The sequence below is a fragment of the Ancylobacter sp. genome, assembly GCF_965249975.1.
Lineage (GTDB): Bacteria > Pseudomonadota > Alphaproteobacteria > Rhizobiales > Xanthobacteraceae > Ancylobacter.
Window position 1 is genome coordinate 867,211 of the sequence record NZ_CBDFNE010000018.1, and the last position, 19,815, is coordinate 887,025.

A 19,815-nucleotide genomic window follows, 5' to 3' on the forward strand; every position below is an offset into this window, starting at 1 on the left:
TCATGAGCCTGGAAACGACGCTGGTTCCCGAACCCTATGTCTGGTCCGAGCCGCCGCTCGGCGACGCCAAGAGCGCGCCGACCCGCTTCTACACCGACCCCGCCGTGTTCAAGGCCGAGGTGGACCACATCCACATGAAGAGCTGGTTCTTCGCCGGCCGGGTGGAAGAAGTGGCCAAGCCCGGCGACTTCAAGGCGCTCGACAGCGTCGGCGGCCCGGTGCTGCTGGTGCGCGGCGAGGACGAGGTGCTGCGCGCCTTCGCCAATGTCTGCCGCCACCGCGCCTCCATCATTATGGAAGGCTGCGGCAACGCGAAGAACCTCACCTGCCCCTACCACGCCTGGAACTACCGGCTGGACGGCACGCTGGCCGGCGCGCCGGGCATGCGCGAAGTGCCGAAATTCGAGAAGCCGCCGCATGGCCTCATCCCCATCCGCATGGAGGTGTGGGAAGGCTCGGTGTTCCTGAATTACGACGACAGCGCCCCCGGCCTGATGACCCATCTCGGCAACATGCCGGAGCTGGTCGGCAGCCACCGGCTCGGCGGCATGGTCAAGACCTGGCACATGGAGATCGAGACGCGGTGCAACTGGAAGCTGCTGCTCGAAAACGCCATGGAAACCTACCACACCGGCATCGTCCACGCCGCCACCGTCGGCGCCCAGCGCTCGGTGAGTTTCCCCACCCAGGGCAACTGGCACGTCATCCAGGTGCAGGCGAACCGCTCCATCGCCGTGCTCGGGCAGGAGCCGCCCTTCCCGCCGATCGAGGGCCTGTCCGAGCAGGCGCGCAAGGGCACCTTCTTCACCGTGATCGAGCCGACCGTGCAGTTCGTCTACGCCCAGGACTGCGCCTGGTGGCTGGCGGTGCGGCCGATTTCCGTTGATCGCTCCGTGCTTTCCGTCGGCGGCTGCTTCCCGAAGGCCTATACCGAGCTGCCCGATTTCGAGGAGCGCGCGGCGCCTTATTACAAGCGCTGGGAAGCGGTGGCGATGGAGGATGTCGACATCCTGCAGAAGCAGCAGATCGGCCTGTCCTCCTGCCTCGCCCGCCCCGGCCCGCTCTCCTGGCGCGACGACATGGTGCTGGCGATGAACCGCTGGGTGATGGCGCAGCTGCCGGCGGACATCGTCGCCGGCATGGCTGAGGGCACCGAATGAAACCTATGCGTGTACTGCTCACCCATAACCGCGACCTGCTCAAACATTTCTACGGCTACAGGGCCGTCGACGCCCTGAAGGCACTGCCGATCGAGCTGGTGATGAACGACAGTCATGAGCCCCTGTCGGGAGACACCCTCGTGAAGGCGGCGGAGGGCTGCGAGGTGGTCATTTCAGACCGCCTCGCAGCCGGCCCGCGCGAGGTGATGCAGCGTCTGAAGGACGTGAAGCTGTTCACCCGCTGCGCCGTCGACATGCGCAACATCGATGTGGACGCGGCGTCCGAGGCCGGCATCCTCGTGTGCAACTGCTCCTCCGGCTATGCGGATGCGGTGGCCGAGCACACGCTTGCCCTCATGCTCGATCTCGCCCGCAACATCACGCGGGATGCCGAGCGCTACCATGCCGGCGATGCTTCCCACCCCATGGTGTTCGGCCGGCAGATGGCCGGCGCCCATGTCGGCGTCATCGGCTATGGCTCGATCGGCCGGCGCATCGTCGAACTCGCCTTGGCCTTCAAGATGAAGGTGACGGTCTACGATCCCTATGCGCGCTTCGACAATGGCGCGGTCATCCCGGTCGGCCTCGACGAGGTGCTGTCCCAGCCCGATTTCGTCGTCTGCGCCGCCTATGCGACGCCGGAGACGGAGCGGATGATGAATGCGGATGCTTTCGGCAAGATGCGGCGCGACGCCTTCTTCATCAACATCGCGCGCGGCATTCTCGTGGATGAGGACGCGCTGGAGGCGGCGCTCACCTCGGGTACCATCGCCGGCGCCGGGCTCGATGTCGGCGACGGGCGCGACCAGCAGCCCTCGCTGCGCCTCGCCCGCCTGCCCAATGTCGTCGCCACGCCGCATTCGGCGGCGCTGATGATCGAGCCCTCCGAATTCCAGGCGATGGAGACGGTGGAGCAGGTCAAGGCGATGCTGGAGGGTCGGCTGCCGATCCACGCCAAGAACCCGCACCGCCTGTCCAACTGGCGGTCGCGATGAACGCGCTGCTGCCCACGCGGGCGCCGGCCTTCACGCCGCCGCCGGGCGCGTGCGACTGCCACATGCACATCTATGGCCCGGCGGAGACCTATCCGCCGGCACCCGCCTCGCCGTTTCCGCCGGTCGCGGGGGGCGATATCGCCGCCTATCTGCAGGTGCGCGCCACGCTCGGCCTCTCGCGCGCCGTCGTCGTGCAACCCTCGGTTTATAGCTTCGACAACCGCGCCACCTTGGACGCGATGGCGATCCTCGGGGAAGACGCCCGCGGCGTCGCCGTGGTGCCGCCCGAGGTGAGCGAGGCGGAGTTGGAGCGGCTCACCGGGCTCGGCATACGCGGCATCCGCTTCTTCATGATCGGCGGCGGCGCGCTCGGCTGGGGCGATCTGGAAACGCTGGCGGCGAAGACCGCGGCTTTCGGCTGGCACGTGCAGATGCAGATGGACGGGCGGCTTCTGGACGAGGAAGCCGACCGCCTCGCCCGCCTGCCGGGCCGATTGGTCATCGACCATAACGGCAAGTTCCTGGAACCCGTCGGGCTCGATCATCCCGGCTTCCGGGCACTGCAACGGCTCCTCGATAATGGTCGCACCTATGTGAAGACCTCGGGCGTCTATGAGACCTCGCGCCTCGGTCCGCCCTCCTACGGCGATGTCGCCGCGCTCGCCCGCGCGCTGATCGCCCATGCGCCGGAGCGCTGCCTGTTCGCCACCAACTGGCCGCACCCCTCCAAGCCCGGCAACCCGCCGGACGACGCGGCGCTGGTCGACCTGTTCCGCGATTGGTGCGGCAGCGACGCCCTTGCCGCTAAAATCATGACAGACAATGCGGCGGCGCTGTATGGCTTCCCCGCAGTACCGCCCGAGCAGGAACGCCTCCCGTGATCACCACCCACCGCTCCACCTTTTTCGGCCCGTCCCGCCCCACTCTGTTCGCCCGCGACGCGGCGATCGCCACTTCGCACCCGCTGGCCACGGCGGCGGGGCTGGAGGTGCTGCAGGCCGGCGGCAACGCCATGGACGCGGCCTTGGCGGCGGTGGCGGCGCAATGCGTGGTCGAGCCCGCGATGACCGGCATTGGCGGCGACTGCTTCGTGCTCTACGCCCCCAAAGGCAAGCCCACCGTGGCGCTGAACGGCAGCGGGCGGGCGCCGATGGCCGCCAGCGTCGCGGCGCTGAAGGCTGCCGGCCTCACCACGGAGATTCCCCGCACTAGCTCGCATGCCATCACCGTGCCGGGCGCGATTTCCGCCTGGACGCGTCTGCACGCGGATTACGCCACCCTGCCGCTCGACCGGCTGTTCGCCCGCGCCATCGACTATGCCGAGAACGGCTATCCCATCGCCCAGCGCGTCGCCTTCGACTGGGCCGACGACGCGCCGCTGCTGGCGCAGGACGCGAATGCCAGCGCCTTCTTCCTCAAGGACGGCAAGCCATTGGTGGCGGGTGATCGCCACGCGCAGCCCCTGCTCGGCCAGCGCCTGCGCGACATCGCCGCCCATGGCGCGGTAGCCTTTTATGAGGGGACGACGGCGCAATCACTGGTGCGCTATCTCAACAGCCTCGGCGGCCTGCACACCGAGGAAGACTTCGCGGCGATGACCAACGGCGCCTTCTACACCACGCCGATCGCCACCGAGTATCGCGGCTATACCGTGGAAGAGTGCCCGCCGAACGGCCAGGGCCTCGCAGCGCTGATGCTGCTCAACATCCTGCGCGAATTCGATCTCGGCGAGGGCCTGTCGCTGGCCGACCGGGTGCATCTGCATGCCGAGGCCGGCAAGCTCGCCTATTTCAACCGCGACGCCCTGCTCGCCGACCCCGCCGCGATGACGGTGCCGGTGGAAACGCTGCTCTCCCGCGACACCGCCCGCCGGCTGGCGGCACGCATCGACATGGGCCGCGCGCTGCCGCCAGCGCTGTGGGATGAGCCGGAGCACAAGGACACCGTCTACATCAGCGTCGTCGACCGCGACGGCAACATGGTGTCGTTCATCAACTCGCTGTTCCACGGCTATGGGTCGACCCGCATCGACCCGCACACCGGCGTGCTGCTGCATTCGCGCGGTGCGTCGTTCCGGCTGATCGAAGGCCACCCCAACGCCATCGCCGGCGGCAAGCGGCCGATGCACACCATCATTCCCGGCCTGCTGCGCAAGGACGGCGAGGCGCTGGGCGTGTTCGGCGTCATGGGCGGACAATATCAGGCCTCGGGCCAGGCAGCGCTGCTCTCCGGCCTGTTCGACCGTCATCTCGACGTGCAGACGGCAGTGGACGCGCCGCGCGCCTTCGCCCATGACGGCGTGCTGGAAATCGAGCCGACCTGGCCCGACAGCCTGCGCGCCGAGCTGGAAGCGCGCGGCCACAAGGTGACGGCTGCCATCGAGCCGCTCGGTGGGGCGCAGATCATCCTGCGCGATCCCGCGAGCGGCTTCCTTCTGGCCGGCTCCGACCCGCGCAAGGATGGCTGCGCCATGGGGTTCTGAGCCCTCGCGGCAGGCCCGCCTTCCCCTCTCCTGTCGGAACAGCGCCATGCACGATGAGCCCCTCCCCCGCCGGCATCGGATCGGCATGCTGACGCCGTCTTCCAACACGGTGCTCGAGCCCTATACGGCGCGGATGCTAGAGCCGCTGTTTCCCGCCGTCACCGCGCATTTCGCCCGCTTCCGGGTGACGCGGATCGCGCTCGACGACAGCGCCTCCAACCAGTTCCGCCAGGAGCCGATCCTGGCGGCGGCGGAGCTGCTTGCCGACGCCCGCACCGACATCATCGCCTGGAACGGCACATCGGCGAGCTGGCTCGGCTTCGACACCGATGCGCGGCTCTGCGCGGAGATCGAGGCGCGAACGGGGGTGAAGGCCACCAGCTGCATTCTCGGCCTGAACCGGCTGCTCGCGGAGGGCGGGGTGAGGCGGCTCGGCCTCGTCACCCCCTACACCGCCGATGTCGGCGCCCGCATCGCCGCCAATTACGCCGCGCATGGCGTCGAGGTGGTGGAGGGTCTGCATGCCGGCCTGTCCGACAATTTTTCCTTCGCCGACATCGCCGACGACCAGGTCGGCCATATGTGCGCGGAGGTCGCGGCGGCAAAACCCGACGCCATCGCCATTGTCTGCACCAATATGCGCGGCGCGCGGGTTGGCGCGGAGATCGAGCGCGCGCTCGGGGTTCCCATCATCGATTCCGTCGCTGCGACGCTGTGGGGCTGCCTGCGCGCGCTCGACCTTCCCACCGCACCGCTCGCCGGCTTCGGCTCGCTCTTCGCCACGCCGACCTTTGCCGGCCTCAGCGCCCCTGCGCCCGCCGCCACGCCGCCGGGGTCGCGCCGATAAGCCGGCGGAAGCTGCGGGTCAGGTGCGCCTGATCGGTGAAGCCGGTGGCGGAGGCGATTTCGGTGAGCGGCAGTTCCGTGTCGGTCAGCAGCGCCTGCACCCGCCGCAGCCGGGCCTTGAGATGCCACTGATAGGGCGGCACCCCGGTCGCCGCCTTGAAGGCATGGCTGAAATAGGATTGCGACAGGCCGGTCAGCTCCGCCAGTTCCTGCAGGCGGATATTGCGGGCGCAATGGGCCTCGATGAAATCCGTTACCCGCCGCAGCTGGCGCGGGGAGAGTGCGGGGCCCCGCGCCGCCGCGCTCGGCGCACGGCCGAGCTTCAAGAGGTCGATGAACAGAGCGAGGGTCAGGCCGTCGCCATAGAGGTCGTGGCGCCGCTCGGGGCCGGTACATTCCTCCGCGATCAGCTGCGCCAGGGTGAACAGGCGCGGGTCGAGAAAATCGAGCCGCGGCGTCGCCAACCGCTCATCGTCAAGATCCTCGCCGAGGCGCTCGCTGAGCGTCGGGGCGTGGAAATGCAGGTCGAGGTGGCGCACCCGCACCGGCTCGTCGACATGGGACCAGATCGGCAGGTCGGCGGGCACGAAGCTCATGCGGTGCGGAGCCCGCTGCACCCGGCGCGGACGGCCGTCCACCGAGAGCTGCACATCCGAGCGTCCGCCCTCGCGCTCCAGCACTACGAACAGCCGGGCGTCGCGCGAGACATAATGCCCGCCCGCCCCCGCCGCGCAGGCGACATGCCAGACATCGGCGATGATGCCGTTCCAGCTGCGCCAGTGCAGCTCGTCCAGAAGGGTGATGCCCTCCACGGTGGAGGTCATGCGCGGTTGAAAGCTCATTCAGCGTGCCACTCGTCAAGATCAGCGCGGCACTTCATAGATTAGAATCAATATGAAGTAACACTCTCGCCTTGATCTCGCGCCAAATCCGTTGGATCAGGGGGCAATAGAGAACACGATCGTTCAAAACACAAGAGGATGCGACAAGAACGGCGGAATGTTGATTGATATGAAGCGGTGTTTCCCAGGGCCGGAGGGGAACGCTTCTTTATAATTCATCTCAACTGCTGAAAACGGGTACCGTGATGCGCAAAGGGCTGGCCCTCTCAACGATGTCGCTGCTGATGGGCAGCACGGCGATCCTTGTCTCGGCCCCGGCGGCACGGGCGCAGCAGGGCGCGGCGGCCATCGAGCTGGAACAGATCGACATCCAGGGCCAGCGCACGGACGACACCCAGGGCTATGTCGCCCGCACCAGCACCGCCGGCACCAAGACGGACACGCCGCTGATCGAGGTGCCGCAGTCCATCTCCGTCGTCACCCGCGACCAGATGGACGCGCGCGGCGTGCAGAGCGTCGGGCAGGCCCTCGACTACACCGCCGGCGTCGTCTCCCAGCCCTTCGGCGCCGATCCGCGGTTCGACTACCCGATCATCCGCGGCTTCGCCGCCGACAACAGCATGTATCTGAACGGCCTGAAGCTGATGCGCGAGGCCGGCACCAATGCCATCGACCCCTATGGGCTGGAGCGCATCGACGTGGTGCGCGGCCCCGCCTCGGTGCTCTATGGACAGGGCAATCCCGGCGGCCTGCTCGACTTCATCTCCAAGCGCCCGACCTTCACCAATTTCGGCGAGGTGCAGGTCGAGGCCGGCAGCTTCGACCGCTATGTCGGCCGCTTCGACATTGGCGGCGTGCTGCCGGACAATGCCGACATCTCCTACCGCCTCACCGGCCTCGCCCGCGAGAGCGACACCCAGACCGACTATATCGATGACAACCGCCTGTTCTTCGCCCCGGCGCTGACCTGGCGGCCTTCGACCGACACCGAGCTCACCGTGCTGGCCAATATCCAGTACGACCAGACCGGCACCCCGGTCGGCCTTCCGGTGCAGTACACGGTGAATGCCGATGGCGGCCTGCGCCTGCCGCGCAACCTGTTCCTCGGCGATCCCGACTACGACAATTCCAACCGCACTTTCGGCAGCGTCGGCTACGAGTTCAAGCACCGCTTCAACGAGACCTGGGAATTCCGCCAGAACGCCCGCTACGCCGTGCTCGCCTGGGACTATAACAGCCTCTATTACAGCGCGCTGAGCCCGACCAATCCGCTCGTCGCCAATCGCGGCTCATCGGAAAATTCCGAATCGCAGCAGACCTTCAACCTCGACAGCCAGATGCTCGGCAAATTCGACACCGGGGCGCTGAGCCATGAGGTGCTGGTCGGCGTCGATTATCGCCGCTACAGCGAATCCAACACCACCGCCTTTGGCACCGCCTCGCCGATCAACATCCTGTTCCCGATCTACAACCAGCCGGTCGGCGGCACGCCCTGGTACACGTCGGATGTGAACGGCACGATCTCGCAGACGGGCGTCTATGCGCAGGACCAGGTGAAGCTGCAGAACTGGCTGCTCACCGTCGGCCTGCGCCATGACTGGGCGACGACCGATTCCACCAACCTGACCAATTTCGGCGACACCACGCAGAACCAGGACGACAGCGCCTTCACCGGCCGCGTCGGCCTCACCTATCTCTTCGACAACGGCATCGCCCCCTATTTCAACTATTCCACCTCCTTCGAGCCGGTCATCGGCAACATGCCGACGCAGCTCGGCGGCGGCGCCTTCCAGCCGATGGAGGGCGAGCAGGTCGAACTCGGCGTGAAGTATCAGCCGGTGGGCTGGAACGGCTTCTTCACCGCCGCCGTCTACGACCTCACCCAGTCCAATGTGCTGTCCTCGCAGCTCATCGACGGGGTGAGCTACCAGACGCAGATCGGCGAGGTGCGGGTGAAGGGCTTCGAGTTCACCGCCGTGGCCGGGCTCGCGGACGGGCTCAACCTGATCGCCAACTACACCTATATGAACGCCGAGATCACCCAGGGCCAATATGCCGGCAACCGCCCGGCCAATGTGCCGGAGAACATGGCCAACCTCTGGCTCGACTACACCGTCCCGTCGGGGGCGTGGGCGGGCTTCGGGGTCGGCGGCGGCGTACGCTTCGTCGGTGATCGCTACGCTCTCGACGACAACAGCATCTTCCTGTCCTCCAACACGCTGTTCGATGCCGCCCTGCATTACGAGAAGGGCCCGTTCAAGGCCCAGCTCAACGTCAACAACATCGCCGACGAGACCTATGTCGCCGGCTGCGGCTTCTTCGGCTGCTTCTATGGCAATGGCCGCACCGTGCTGGGAACCCTGTCCTACAAATGGTAGAGCCTGCTCCTCCGGCGCCGGCGGGCGCGCTCTGGTCGCTGCGCGAGGCGGCCTTCACGGCCGGCGACCGGGCAATCCTCAGCCCGCTGACGCTCGATCTGCCGGCGGGGCGCGTCTATGGGCTGATCGGGCCCAACGGCTCCGGCAAGAGCACCCTGCTGAAGATGCTCGCCCGCCAGATCGCCCCGACCGGCGGCGCGATCAGCTTCGACGGCCGCCCGCTCACGGGCTGGACCGGGCGCGCCTTCGCCCGCGAGGTCGCCTATATGCCGCAATTCATGCCCGCTTCCGACGGCATGAATGTGCGCGAACTGGTCGGCCTCGGCCGCTATCCCTGGCACGGCGCGCTCGGCCGCTTCACCGCCGAGGACGAGGCACGGGTGGAGGCGGCGATAAAGCGCACCGGCCTTTCCGCCTTTCGCGACCGGGCGGTGGACAGCCTTTCCGGCGGCGAGCGCCAGCGCGCCTGGCTGGCGCTGATGCTGGCGCAGGGCGCGCGCTGCCTGCTGTTGGACGAGCCGACCTCGGCGCTCGACATCGCCCACCAGATGGAGGTGCTCGCCATTCTGCGCGAGCTGGGAGACGAGGCCGGGGCAGGCGCGCAAGCCGGCGCGATGACGGTGATCGTCATCCTGCACGATATCAACCTCGCCGCCCGAACCTGCGACGGCCTGCTCGCCCTGCGCGGCGGGCGGCTCATCGCCCAGGGCCCGAGCGGCGAGATCATGCAGCCGGAGCACCTGCGCGCCATTTACGGGCTCGACATGGGCGTGATGGCGCATCCCGTCAGCGGCGCGCCGATGAGCTACGTGCTGTGAGCGCCGCCCCGCACCTCCACCGCCGTGCCCTGCTCGCCGCCGGAGTGGCGGCGCTGGCGCTGCGCGGCACACCGGCGCGGGCGCACGCTCCGGATCTTCGCCTCGCCACGGTCGACTGGGCGCTGCTGGAAATCCTGCTGGGCATGGGCCTCACGCCGGTGGCGGCGGCCGAACTGGTGCTGTTTCGCGAGGTGGCGGTGGAGCCGCCCGTGCCGGCTTCGGTGGTCGATATCGGCCTGCGCGGCGCGGTGAATTTCGAGGCGCTGCGGCTGACCCACCCCAGCCTCATCCTCAGTTCCAACTTCTATGGCTGGATGGAGCCGAAGCTGCGCCTCATCGCCCCGGTCGAGACGCTGTCCATCTACCGGACCGGTCGCCCGCCCTATGGCGAAGCCGAGGCGGCGGCAATGGCGATCGGCGCCCTGACCGGGCGCGAGGACGCGGCCCGAGCGCTGATCGACACCGTCGCCGGGCAGATCGACGCCAGCCGGCAGCGCCTCGCCGCGCAGGCCGGCCGGCCGCTGCTGGTGCTCAATCTCGGCGATTCCAGGCATTTCCGCGTCTTCGGTGCCGACAGCCTGTTCGGCGAGGTGATCGCGCGCCTCGGCCTGACCAATGCCTGGGGCGAGCGCACCTTCTACGCCGCCTCCGCCCCGCTCGGGCTGGAGGCGCTGGCGCGCTTTCCCGACGCCTTCCTCGTCATCCTGCGCCCCGTCCCGCCGGATGCGGCGCGGGTGCTCGCCACCAGCGCGCTGTGGAACGCCCTGCCCAATATCCGTGCCCATCGCTTCGCCGTGCTGGACAGCGTCGATCCATTTGGCGGTCTGCCCACCGCCGCCCGCTTCGCCCGCTTGCTCACGGCGGCGCTGCTGGAGGGCGGACCGACGAGCGGAGGCGGCCTTGGCTGAGCTCGCCTTGCCCCGCTCCGCCGGCCTGCGGCCGCTGCCTTTCGGGCTCGCCCTCGCCGCGCTCGGCCTCGGCCTGTTCGCGCTGGTGCTGCTGCGCCGGCCGGACATGCCGGGCGCGGCGTTCGACCTCGACGAACTGCTGCTCTGGCACAGCCTCTTGCCGCGCGCGGCGACCGCGCTGCTCGCGGGGGCGGCGCTGGGGCTTTCCGGCGCGCTGCTGCAACGGGTGCTGCGCAACCCGATTGCCGATCCCTCCACGCTCGGCATCGCCGCCGGCGCGCAGCTGGCACTGACGCTGGCGCTCGCCTTCGCCCCGGCGCTGCTCGCCTTCTCCCGGGAGGGCACCGCCTTTGCCGGCGGGGTGGCGGCGGTGGCGCTGGTGCTGGCGCTGAGCGCCCGGCGCGGCTTCGAGCCGGTGACGCTGGTCGTCGCCGGCATGACGCTGTCGCTGATGGCGGGGGCGCTCAGCGCGGCGCTCATCCTCGCGCGCGGCGATTATGTGTTCGCCCTGTTCATCTGGGGCGCCGGCTCGCTGCACCAGCAGAACTGGGAGCCGGCGCTTGTCATCGGTACGCGGCTGGCGCTGGCGGCCGGCGCCACCTTCCTGCTGCGCCGCCCGCTCGGCCTCATGGCGCTGGACGATGCCGGCGCGCGCAGCCTTGGCATGGCGGTGCAGGGCATGCGGCTCGCCGTCATCGCGGTGGCGGTGGCGCTGGCGGCGAGCGTGGTGTCCGAGGTCGGGGTGATCGGCTTTGTCGGCCTCGCCGCCCCGGCGCTGGCCCGCGTCGCTGGCGCAAGGCGGCCGGGCGCGGTGCTGCTCGCCGCGCCGCTGATCGGCGCGCTGCTGCTCTGGATCACCGACAGCCTGGTGCAGCTCACCGCCGGCAGTGGCGGCGACCTCATTCCGACCGGCGCGGCGGTCGGTCTGCTCGGCGGGCCGCTGCTGCTGTGGCTGCTGCCGCGCCTGCGCGCCGCCGCCCCGCCGCTCTCTGCCCCCGCGACGCCCCGCCGCCGCTGGCGTCACCCGCGCCGCGCGCTGGCCGGGCTGGCTGTTGCGGCTCTTCTGGTCGGGCTGTTCGCTCTGGTCGCCGGGCGCGATCTTGAGGGCTGGACCATCGCCACCGGGCCGCTGCTGACGGAGCTTCTGGCGTTCCGCGCCCCGCGCGTCGTCGCGGCGGCCGCCGCCGGCGGGCTGCTCGGCGCGGCGGGGGCGATCATGCAGAAGCTCACCGGCAATCCGCTCGCCGGGCCGGAAGTGCTGGGCGTCAGCGCCGGCGCCGGAGTCGGCCTCGCCGCCGCGCTGATGCTCGTGCCGGATGCGGGTCCGGGCCTGCTGCTCGCCGCCAGTGCCGGCGGAGCGCTGGGCGCGCTGCTGCTGGTGCTGGCCATCGCCGCGGCGACCGGCTTCGGGGCGGAGAAGCTGCTGCTCGCCGGCATTGCGATCGGCTGCATGGGGCTCGCGATCCTCTCCGCCGTCTTCGCCGCCGGCGGACCGGGCAGCTTCCTGCTGCTGGCCTGGCTGGCCGGCACCACCGACCGGGTCGACCTGATGCAGGCCGGCATTCTCGCCGCCTGCGCGCTGCTCCTGCTCCTCCCCGTCGCGCTCGTCGGCCGCTGGTTGGCCCTTCTGCCGCTCGGCGCGGGGGTCGCTGGCTCGCTCGGCCTGAGGGTGGCCGCGAGCCAGCTGCTGCTCACGCTGCTGGCGGCGGCGATGACCGGGGTGGCGGCTTTCTTCGTCGGCCCGCTCAGCCTTGTCGGGCTGATCGGCCCGCACCTCGCCCGCCAGCTCGGCCTGAACCGCGGCGCCCTCTTCGTCTTCGCCTCGGCGCTGATCGGCGCGCTGGTGCTGCTGCTGGCGGACTGGCTGGCCCGCATGGTCGCCTTTCCCTACCAGCTGCCCACCGGCCTGCTCGCGGCGCTGGTCGGCGGGCCGTATCTGATCTGGCTGCTGCAACGCGGAGACCGGCATGGGTGAACCCTTCACCGCGCAGGCGCGCATCGGCTGCACCGGCGCGGCGGAAATCCTCGCCCGCCTCTGCGCCCGGCTGGAGCCGGAGACGCTGCGCGAGCGCACGCCGCATGCGGCGCGGCTGGAGAACTGGTGCGGCGAGGCGGCGCTGTCCATCGATGCCGCCGGCCGGCTGTTGCTTGAGGCGCGCAGCGACCGCGAGGACCGGCTTTCCGTGCTGCGCATGCAGCTGGCCGAGCATCTCCACGCCGCCATGGACGGTGCCGCCCCCGCCTTCGCCTGGGAAGGCCATGGCGCCGGCAAGCCGGACCTGCCCTATTTCCGCGCCATGCGTGTCGCCGCCGCCCACCCGCTCACGCCGCGCATGCGCCGCGTGGTGCTGGAAGGCGACGCCGCGCATTTCGCCAGCGGCGGGCTGCATGTGCGGCTGCTCATTCCGCCTGCCGGCCGCACCCCGGTCTGGCCGCACGCGGCCCCGGACGGGCGCATCGTCTGGCCGGCGGGGGCGGACGCGGTCATACCCCGCGTCTACACCGTGCGGGAGGTCGATGCGGCGGCAGGCACGCTGACGCTCGACATGGTGCTGCACCCCGGCGCGGCCACGCCGGGGTCGGATTTCGCCCGCGACGCACGGCCCGGAAATCCCGTGGGGCTGCTCGGCCCCGGTGGCGCCGGCCTGCCGCCGGCCGGCTGGTATCTGCTCGCCGGCGACGAGACCGCCCTGCCCGTCATCGCGCGCATGCTGGCGGAACTGCCGGCGCAGGCGCAGGCGGTGGTGCGGCTGGAAGTGGCGGATGCGGGCGAGCGCCAGCCCCTTCCCTCGCCCGCCCGGCTCGACGTGGAATGGCTCCTCCGCGACGGCGCCCCCGCCGGCACCGGCGACCTTCTGGAGCGGGCGGTGCGCGCGCTCGACCTGCCCGCCGACCCTGAGGACCTGTATATCTTCGCCGGCTGCGAGCAGCGGACCGCGCGGGCCCTGCGCCGCCACCTCACCCAGGAACGCGGCCTCCCCAAGTCCCGCTGCGCCATCGCCGCCTATTGGCGGCGCGGCCATGCGGGAGTCGATCTGGCCGATTGAGGCCGCTATAAGCGATCCATCATGCAGCTCATCCGGCCCTTCCTGTCCTATTACGCCCCCTATAAGGGGCTGTTCATGCTCGATTTTTCCTGCGCGGTCGTCTCCGGCCTGCTGGAGCTCGGCTTTCCCGTCGCGGTGAAGCTGTTCATCGATCATCTGCTGCCGGGGCAGGACTGGCACCTCATCGTCTGGGCGGCAGTGGGGCTGCTCGTGGTGTATCTGCTCAATGCGGCGCTGATGGCGGTCGTCACCTATTGGGGGCACATGCTCGGTATCAATATCGAGACCGAGATGCGCCGCCGCGCCTTCGACCATGTGCAGAAACTGTCCTTCTCCTATTTCGACAACCACAAGACCGGCCATCTCGTCGCCCGGCTGACCAAGGACCTCGAAGAAATCGGCGAAGTCGCCCATCACGGCCCGGAAGACGTGTTCATCGCGCTCATGACCTTTGTCGGCGCCTTCCTGGTGATGCTGAGCGTCAATGTCCCGCTCGCGCTGCTCACCGCCGTGATCGTGCCTGCCAGCGCGCTCATCACCACCCGCTACGGGCGGCGGATGACGGAGAATTTCCGTGCCCTGTTCGGCCGGGTCGGCGCCTTCAACGCCCGCATCGAGGAGAATATCGGCGGCATCCGCGTGGTGCAGTCCTTCGCCAATGAGGAGCACGAAACCCAGCTGTTCGCGGTGGAGAATGCGCATTACCGCACCACCAAGCTGGAAGCCTACCGCCTGCTGGCGGCCAATGCCTCGCTGTCCTATCTCGGCATGCGCCTCACCCAGGTCATCATCATGCTGGCCGGCACCTGGTTCGTGCTGCGCGGCGAACTCAGCAATGGCGGCTTTGTCGGCTTCCTGCTGCTGGTCGGCGTGTTCTTCCGGCCGCTGGAGAAGATCGCGGCGGTCATGGAAGTCTACCCCAAGGGCATTGCCGGGCTGCGCTCCTATCTCGACTTCCTCGCCACCCGCCCGGATGTCGCCGACAAGCCGGGCGCGCTCGCGCTCGCCGAGGTGAAGGGCGCCATCCGCTATGAGGGCGTGCGCTTCGCTTATGGCAAGGCCGCGCCGGTGCTGAACGGCATCGATCTCGACATACGCGCCGGCGAGAGCGTCGCCTTCGTCGGCCCGTCCGGTGCGGGCAAGACCACGCTGTGCTCGCTGCTGCCGCGCTTCTACGATGTCGCGGGCGGGCGCATCAGTATTGACGGGCACGACATTCGCGACGTGCAGCTCGCCTCGCTGCGGCGGAACATCGGCATCGTGCAGCAGGACGTGTTCCTGTTCGGCGGCACCATTCGCGAGAACATCGCCTATGGCCGGCTGGACGCCGACGAGGAGGCGATCCGCGAGGCGGCGCGCCGGGCGCAGCTCGACGATCTCCTCGCCGGCCTGCCGCTCGGGCTCGACACGGTGATCGGCGAGCGCGGGGTGAAGCTCTCCGGCGGGCAGAAGCAGCGGCTCGCCATCGCCCGCATGTTCCTGAAGGACCCGCCGATCCTCATCCTCGACGAGGCGACCTCGGCGCTGGACAGCGAGACCGAGTGGGAAATCCAGCGCGCGCTGGCGGCGCTCTCGGTCGGGCGCACCACGCTGATCATCGCCCACCGGCTCTCCACCATCCGCACGGTCGACCGCATCGTCGTCGTCACCCGCGAGGGCATCGCCGAACAGGGCAACCATGCCGAACTGGTGGCGCGCGGCGGCATCTATGCCCGCATGGTGCGCACCCAGTTCAGCGAGCCGGAGCGCATTCCGGCCTAGAAAAAGCGCCGCACCGTTTTTTTCCGCAACGCACGGAACCTTCCGGCCCCTCGGCGGTTTAGGAGCGCCGGGGATTGCGACATGCGCGCCTGCCCTCTGTCGGCGCGTGCCCCGGCTTTCATCGTGTCGCCTTTCCGGGGAGTAGCGGCGGCGTGCAGCTCAAGGCGTTCGAAGAGAAGCCAGCCCTTCTCTATGTCATCCTCGCGGTGTTCACCGCGCTGGTGTTCCTCATCGATCTGTCGGTGCCGCTCGGCGTCGCCGTCTGGGTGACCTATCTCATTCCGCTGGTGCTGGCCTATCTCGCCTGGCGCACCTATGTGCCGCTCGCCACCGCCGCGGCCGTTACCGTGGTGATCGCCGCCGGCTTCCTGGTGGACCGGCCGGGCATCGACCCCAGCCTCGCCCTGCTCAATCGCTCCATGGGCACGGTCACCGTGTGGGTGCTGGCGGCCACCGGCTTCTTCTTCATCCGCAACAAGCTGGCGGTGCGGCGCGAGGAATGGATCCGCACCGCGCAGGTCGACCTCTCGCGCCGGATGATGGGCGATCTCTCCAGCGCCGAGCTCGGCGAGCGGGTGCTGACCTTCCTTGCCGAGCGCCTCGGCGCCCGCGCCGCCCTGTTCTATGTCCGCGACCAGGATGCGTTCGCCCGCGCCGCCGGCTATGGCGTGCCGGCCGATGCGCCGGTGCCGGCCCGCATTCGCCGCAGCGACGGGCTGGTGGGACAGGTGATCGCCGACAAGCGCAGCTTCGCCGTCGATTCCGTGCCCGAGAACTATCTCTATTTCGGCTCCGGGCTCGGCAAGGGCAAGCCGGACTGGCTGCTGCTCACCCCGACCTTCGAGGATGACGAGGTCAACGGCGTCATCGAGCTCGGCTTCGCCCGCAAGCCCCGCCCCGAGGCGCTGGAATTCCTGGAGCGCACCGCGAGCGCGGTCGGCGTCGCCCTGCGCTCGGCGCAGTACCGCACCCGGCTGGAAGAGCTGCTGGAGGAAACCCGCCGGCAGGCCGAGGAGCTGCGCGCCCATGGCGAGGAGCTGACGGCGGCGAACGAGGAGCTGCAGGAGCAGAGCCAGGCACTGCAGGATTCGCAGCACCGGCTGGAGCGGCAGCAGGCCGAGCTGGAGGAATCCAACGCCCAGCTGGAAGAGCAGACGCAGCTGCTGGAAGCCCAGCGCGACGATCTCGCCCGCACCCAGGGCGCGCTGAAGCAGCAGGCCAATGATCTCGCCGCCGCCAGCCGCTACAAGTCGGAATTCCTCGCCAACATGTCGCATGAGCTGCGCACGCCGCTGAACGCGCTGCTCATCATGGCGCGCCTGCTCGGCGAGAACCGCTTCGGCAATCTGACCGAGGACCAGATCAGCTACGCCCAGATGATCGAGACCTCGGGCAACGACCTGCTCACCCTCATCAACGACATTCTCGACCTGTCCAAGATCGAGGCCGGCAAGCTGGAACTGCGGCCGCAGCAGGTGGAAGTCGCCGCGCTGGCGGAAAAGCTGGTGCGCAGCTTCGCCCCGCAGGCGGAGGAGAAGGGCGTCACCCTGCGCGCGCAGATCGCGCCCGACGTGTCGCCGGTGCTGGAAAGCGATCCGCAGCGGCTGGAACAGGTGCTGAAGAACTTCCTGTCCAACGCCATCAAGTTCACCGCGCAGGGCGAGGTGGTGCTGGACGTGCGCACCCAGGCCGATGGCCGGCTCGTTTTCGCCGTGTCGGATTCCGGCATCGGTATCGCCGAGGAGCAGCAGGACGCGATCTTCGAGGCGTTCCGCCAGGCCGACGGCACCATCGACCGGCGCTATGGCGGCACCGGCCTCGGCCTGTCGATCTCGCGCGAGCTGACCAACCTTCTCGGCGGCGAGATCCAGCTGGAGAGCCGGCTCGGCGAAGGCAGCACCTTCAGCCTCATCGTGCCGACGCGCTTCAGCGGCGTGGTGGTCGACAGCGCCGGCGCGGCCGCCACCCAGCCGCTGCGCGCCCCGCGCCGCAGCCCGGCCTCGCGCCCGGCTCCGCCCGCCCCGGTCGCGGCCGACGCTCCCGTGCGGCCCGCGCCGGCCGGCATCGACGACGACCGCTCCCGCCTCACCGCCGGCGCGCGGCTGATCCTCGTGGTGGAGGACGACCTCGCCTTCGCCCGCATCCTGCTCGATCTCGCCCATGAGCTCGGCTTCCAGTGCATCGTCACCACGACCGCCGATGACGGGGTGCTGGCGGCGCGGCAATATCTGCCGCATGCGGTCATCCTCGACATGGGGCTGCCGGACCATTCCGGCCTCACCGTGCTGGACCGGCTGAAGCACGACCCCCGCACCCGCCACATTGCGGTGCATGTCGTCTCCGCCAGCGATTACGAGCAGACCGCGCTCGCCTATGGCGCCGCCGGCTACATGATGAAGCCGATCCGGCGCGATGAGCTGGTGCAGACGCTGGAACGGCTGGAATTCCGCATGGCGCGCCAGCTGCGCCGCATCCTCATCGTCGAGGACGACCCCGCCCAGCTGCGGGGCTTGAGCGAACTTCTCGCCGCCAAGGAGGTGGAGACGGTCGGCTGCGCCATTCCGCCGCCGAGGCCCTCAAGCGGCTGGAAGCGGAGACCTTCGACTGCATGGTGCTCGACATGACGCTGCCGGACGCCACCGGCTTCGATCTGCTGAGCCGGCTCGACGATAACGAGGCCGCCGCCTTCCCGCCGGTCATCGTCTACACCGCGCGCGAACTCACCGAGGCCGAGGAGCTGCGGCTGCGCCGCTACTCCAAGTCGATCATCATCAAGGGCGCGAAGTCGCCGGAGCGGCTGATCGACGAGGTGACGCTGTTCCTGCACCAGGTGGTGTCCGACCTGCCGGCGCAGCAGCAGAAGCTGCTCGCCACCTCGCTCAACCGCGATGCGCGGCTGGAAGGCCGGCAGATCCTGGTGGTGGAGGACGATGTGCGCAACGTCTTCGCCCTCACCTCCATCTTCGAGCCGCATGGCGCCAAGGTGCAGATCGCCCGCAATGGCCGCGAGGCGCTGGAGCTGCTGGAGAAGACGCACGGCACCCAGCCGGTCGATCTGGTGCTGATGGATGTGATGATGCCGGAAATGGACGGCCTCACCGCCACGCGCGAAATCCGCCGTCGCGAGGCCTGGCACGGCCTGCCCATCATCATGCTCACCGCCAAGGCGATGGCGGACGACCAGGAGCAGTGCCTGGCGGCCGGCGCCAATGATTATCTCGCCAAGCCGCTGGATGTCGACAAGCTGCTGTCCCTTGCCCGGGTGTGGATGTCGCGATGACCGGGACCGTCAGCGTCAGCGTCAGCGTCAGCGAGAAGATCGAGCTCGATCTGCTGGTCGAGGCGATCCACCGCCGCTACCACTATGATTTCCGCTCCTATTCCCGCGCCTCGCTGGCCCGCCGGGCCGATCTGCTGCGCCAGCGGCTGCATTGCGAGACGCTCTCGCATGTGCAGGCGCGGCTGCTGCGCGAGCCCGAACTGCTGCCGCTGATGATCGACTGCCTCACCGTGCAGGTGAGCGAGATGTTCCGCGACCCCGACTATTTCCGCACCCTGCGCGAGGAGGTGATCCCGCATCTGCGCACCTTCCCCTCGCTCAAAGTATGGGTCGCCGGGTGCAGCGCCGGCGAGGAACTCTATTCGCTCGCCATCCTGTTCCGCGAGGAGGGGCTGGAATCCCGCACGATGTTCTACGCTACCGAGATCAACCCGGTGGCGCTGGCGCGGGCGGAACTCGGGATCTACGGGCTCGACCGCATCGCCGCAGTTCACCGAAAATCATCGCAAGCTCGGGCGGGCAGGGCCTCGCTCTCCGATTATTACACCACGGGCTATGGATCGGGGCGGTGTTCGACCGGTCGCTGCGCGCGCGGGCGGTGTTCGCCGAGCACAGCCTGGCGACCGATGCGGTGTTTTCAGCGAGGTGCAGCTCGTCTCCAGCCGCAACGTGCTCATCTATTTCGACTCGCGCGCTGCAGGATCGCGCGCTGCGGCCTGTTCGGGGATTCGCTGGTGCGCGGCGGCTTCCTGGGGCTGGGCGCGCGCGAAAGCCTGCGCTTCTCCGACCATTTCGGACCGCCTTCGCCGATTTCGATTCGGACGAGAAGCATCTACCGGCGGCAATGGCGACGTGCAACGCTGCGGGAGGCCCGATCCATGCTGTCGCCTGATCCGGTCACCAGTTCCTGGCTGGTGGACGATGTGCCCGAGGAAAACCTGCGTCGCGCTGGAAGCGTTGCTGAAGCCGCGACGGGCTGGACCCTGCTACAAGGCCGGCATCGGGCGAGGAGGCGCTGGAGCTGCTGCTCGAGCAACGATGTCGCGCTGGCGCTGCTCGACGTGCAGATGCCGGGCATGGACGGGTTCGAGCTGGCCGAGACTGATGCGCGGCACCGAGCGGACGCGCGCGCGTGCCGATCATCTTCCTGACTGCCGTCTTCCACCGACGAACGCCGCCGCTTCCGGGGATTCGAGGCGGGGCGCGGTCGATTATCATGCTACAAGCCCGATCGATAACCGCAGATCGTGCAAGCAACAAGGTGGAAGTGTTCTTCTCGATCGCCTGTTCAGCACGAG

The 19,815-nt window shown here is 69.1% G+C and carries 15 protein-coding genes; 14 read left to right on the plus strand and 1 reads right to left on the minus strand.

What is annotated here, in order from left to right:
- Positions 1-2: 2 nt before the first annotated feature.
- The 5 genes from ACP2AH_RS16930 to ACP2AH_RS16950 are packed head-to-tail and all read left to right on the plus strand — an operon-like array spanning position 3 to position 5,484.
- Positions 3-1,160 carry an aromatic ring-hydroxylating oxygenase subunit alpha gene (locus ACP2AH_RS16930; RefSeq protein WP_425106862.1) on the plus strand — a complete coding sequence of 386 codons (1,158 nt, stop codon included), beginning with the start codon at positions 3-5 and terminating at the stop codon, positions 1,158-1,160.
- Positions 1,157-2,155, plus strand: coding sequence for an NAD(P)-dependent oxidoreductase (locus ACP2AH_RS16935; RefSeq protein WP_425106863.1), 999 nt, complete (start codon positions 1,157-1,159; stop codon positions 2,153-2,155). The genes ACP2AH_RS16930 and ACP2AH_RS16935 overlap by 4 nt, the downstream gene beginning before the upstream one ends.
- A complete protein-coding gene (locus ACP2AH_RS16940) occupies positions 2,152-3,036 on the plus strand; it encodes an amidohydrolase family protein (RefSeq protein ID WP_425106864.1) in 885 nt (294 codons plus the stop codon). The genes ACP2AH_RS16935 and ACP2AH_RS16940 overlap by 4 nt, the downstream gene beginning before the upstream one ends.
- The gene (locus ACP2AH_RS16945) at positions 3,033-4,637 is read left to right on the plus strand and encodes a gamma-glutamyltransferase family protein (protein ID WP_425106865.1); all 1,605 of its coding nucleotides are present in this window, start codon (positions 3,033-3,035) and stop codon (positions 4,635-4,637) included. Before ACP2AH_RS16940 ends, ACP2AH_RS16945 begins: the two co-directional genes overlap by 4 nt.
- Positions 4,638-4,683: 46 nt before the next feature.
- Positions 4,684-5,484 carry a maleate cis-trans isomerase family protein gene (locus ACP2AH_RS16950; RefSeq protein WP_425106866.1) on the plus strand — a complete coding sequence of 267 codons (801 nt, stop codon included), beginning with the start codon at positions 4,684-4,686 and terminating at the stop codon, positions 5,482-5,484.
- Here the strand turns inward: ACP2AH_RS16950 and ACP2AH_RS16955 are convergent.
- On the minus strand, positions 5,438-6,325 hold the full coding sequence (locus ACP2AH_RS16955) for an AraC family transcriptional regulator (protein ID WP_244379520.1): 888 nt from the start codon (positions 6,323-6,325) through the stop codon (positions 5,438-5,440). The genes ACP2AH_RS16950 and ACP2AH_RS16955 overlap by 47 nt on opposite strands.
- Before the next feature lie 245 nt (positions 6,326-6,570).
- Between ACP2AH_RS16955 and ACP2AH_RS16960 the strand changes: the two genes are divergently transcribed.
- The 9 genes from ACP2AH_RS16960 to ACP2AH_RS17000 all read left to right on the plus strand — a co-directional run bounded on the left by ACP2AH_RS16960 (position 6,571) and on the right by ACP2AH_RS17000 (position 19,668).
- Positions 6,571-8,703, plus strand: a complete 2,133-nt coding sequence (locus ACP2AH_RS16960) for a TonB-dependent siderophore receptor (protein ID WP_425106867.1) — start codon at positions 6,571-6,573, stop codon at positions 8,701-8,703.
- Positions 8,697-9,521, plus strand: a complete 825-nt coding sequence (locus ACP2AH_RS16965) for an ATP-binding cassette domain-containing protein (protein WP_425106868.1) — start codon at positions 8,697-8,699, stop codon at positions 9,519-9,521. Before ACP2AH_RS16960 ends, ACP2AH_RS16965 begins: the two co-directional genes overlap by 7 nt.
- Positions 9,518-10,429: an ABC transporter substrate-binding protein gene (locus ACP2AH_RS16970; protein WP_425106869.1), complete on the plus strand. Its 912-nt coding sequence runs from the start codon at positions 9,518-9,520 to the stop codon at positions 10,427-10,429. Before ACP2AH_RS16965 ends, ACP2AH_RS16970 begins: the two co-directional genes overlap by 4 nt.
- The gene (gene fhuB, locus ACP2AH_RS16975) at positions 10,422-12,404 is read left to right on the plus strand and encodes a Fe(3+)-hydroxamate ABC transporter permease FhuB (protein WP_425106870.1); all 1,983 of its coding nucleotides are present in this window, start codon (positions 10,422-10,424) and stop codon (positions 12,402-12,404) included. The genes ACP2AH_RS16970 and fhuB overlap by 8 nt, the downstream gene beginning before the upstream one ends.
- A complete protein-coding gene (locus ACP2AH_RS16980) occupies positions 12,397-13,476 on the plus strand; it encodes a siderophore-interacting protein (RefSeq protein WP_425106871.1) in 1,080 nt (359 codons plus the stop codon). The genes fhuB and ACP2AH_RS16980 overlap by 8 nt, the downstream gene beginning before the upstream one ends.
- 21 nt (positions 13,477-13,497) lie before the next feature.
- Entirely contained in the window at positions 13,498-15,237 is a 1,740-nt protein-coding gene (locus ACP2AH_RS16985) for an ABC transporter ATP-binding protein (RefSeq protein ID WP_425106872.1), read from the plus strand.
- 152 nt (positions 15,238-15,389) lie between these two features.
- Positions 15,390-17,861, plus strand: coding sequence for an ATP-binding protein (locus ACP2AH_RS16990; protein ID WP_425106873.1), 2,472 nt, complete (start codon positions 15,390-15,392; stop codon positions 17,859-17,861).
- The gene (locus ACP2AH_RS16995; RefSeq protein WP_425106874.1) at positions 17,846-18,517 is read left to right on the plus strand and encodes a response regulator; all 672 of its coding nucleotides are present in this window, start codon (positions 17,846-17,848) and stop codon (positions 18,515-18,517) included. The genes ACP2AH_RS16990 and ACP2AH_RS16995 overlap by 16 nt, the downstream gene beginning before the upstream one ends.
- Complete coding sequence (locus tag ACP2AH_RS17000) at positions 18,514-19,668, plus strand: CheR family methyltransferase (RefSeq protein WP_425106875.1); 1,155 nt, start codon at positions 18,514-18,516, stop codon at positions 19,666-19,668. The genes ACP2AH_RS16995 and ACP2AH_RS17000 overlap by 4 nt, the downstream gene beginning before the upstream one ends.
- The last annotated feature ends 147 nt before the right edge of the window (positions 19,669-19,815 follow it).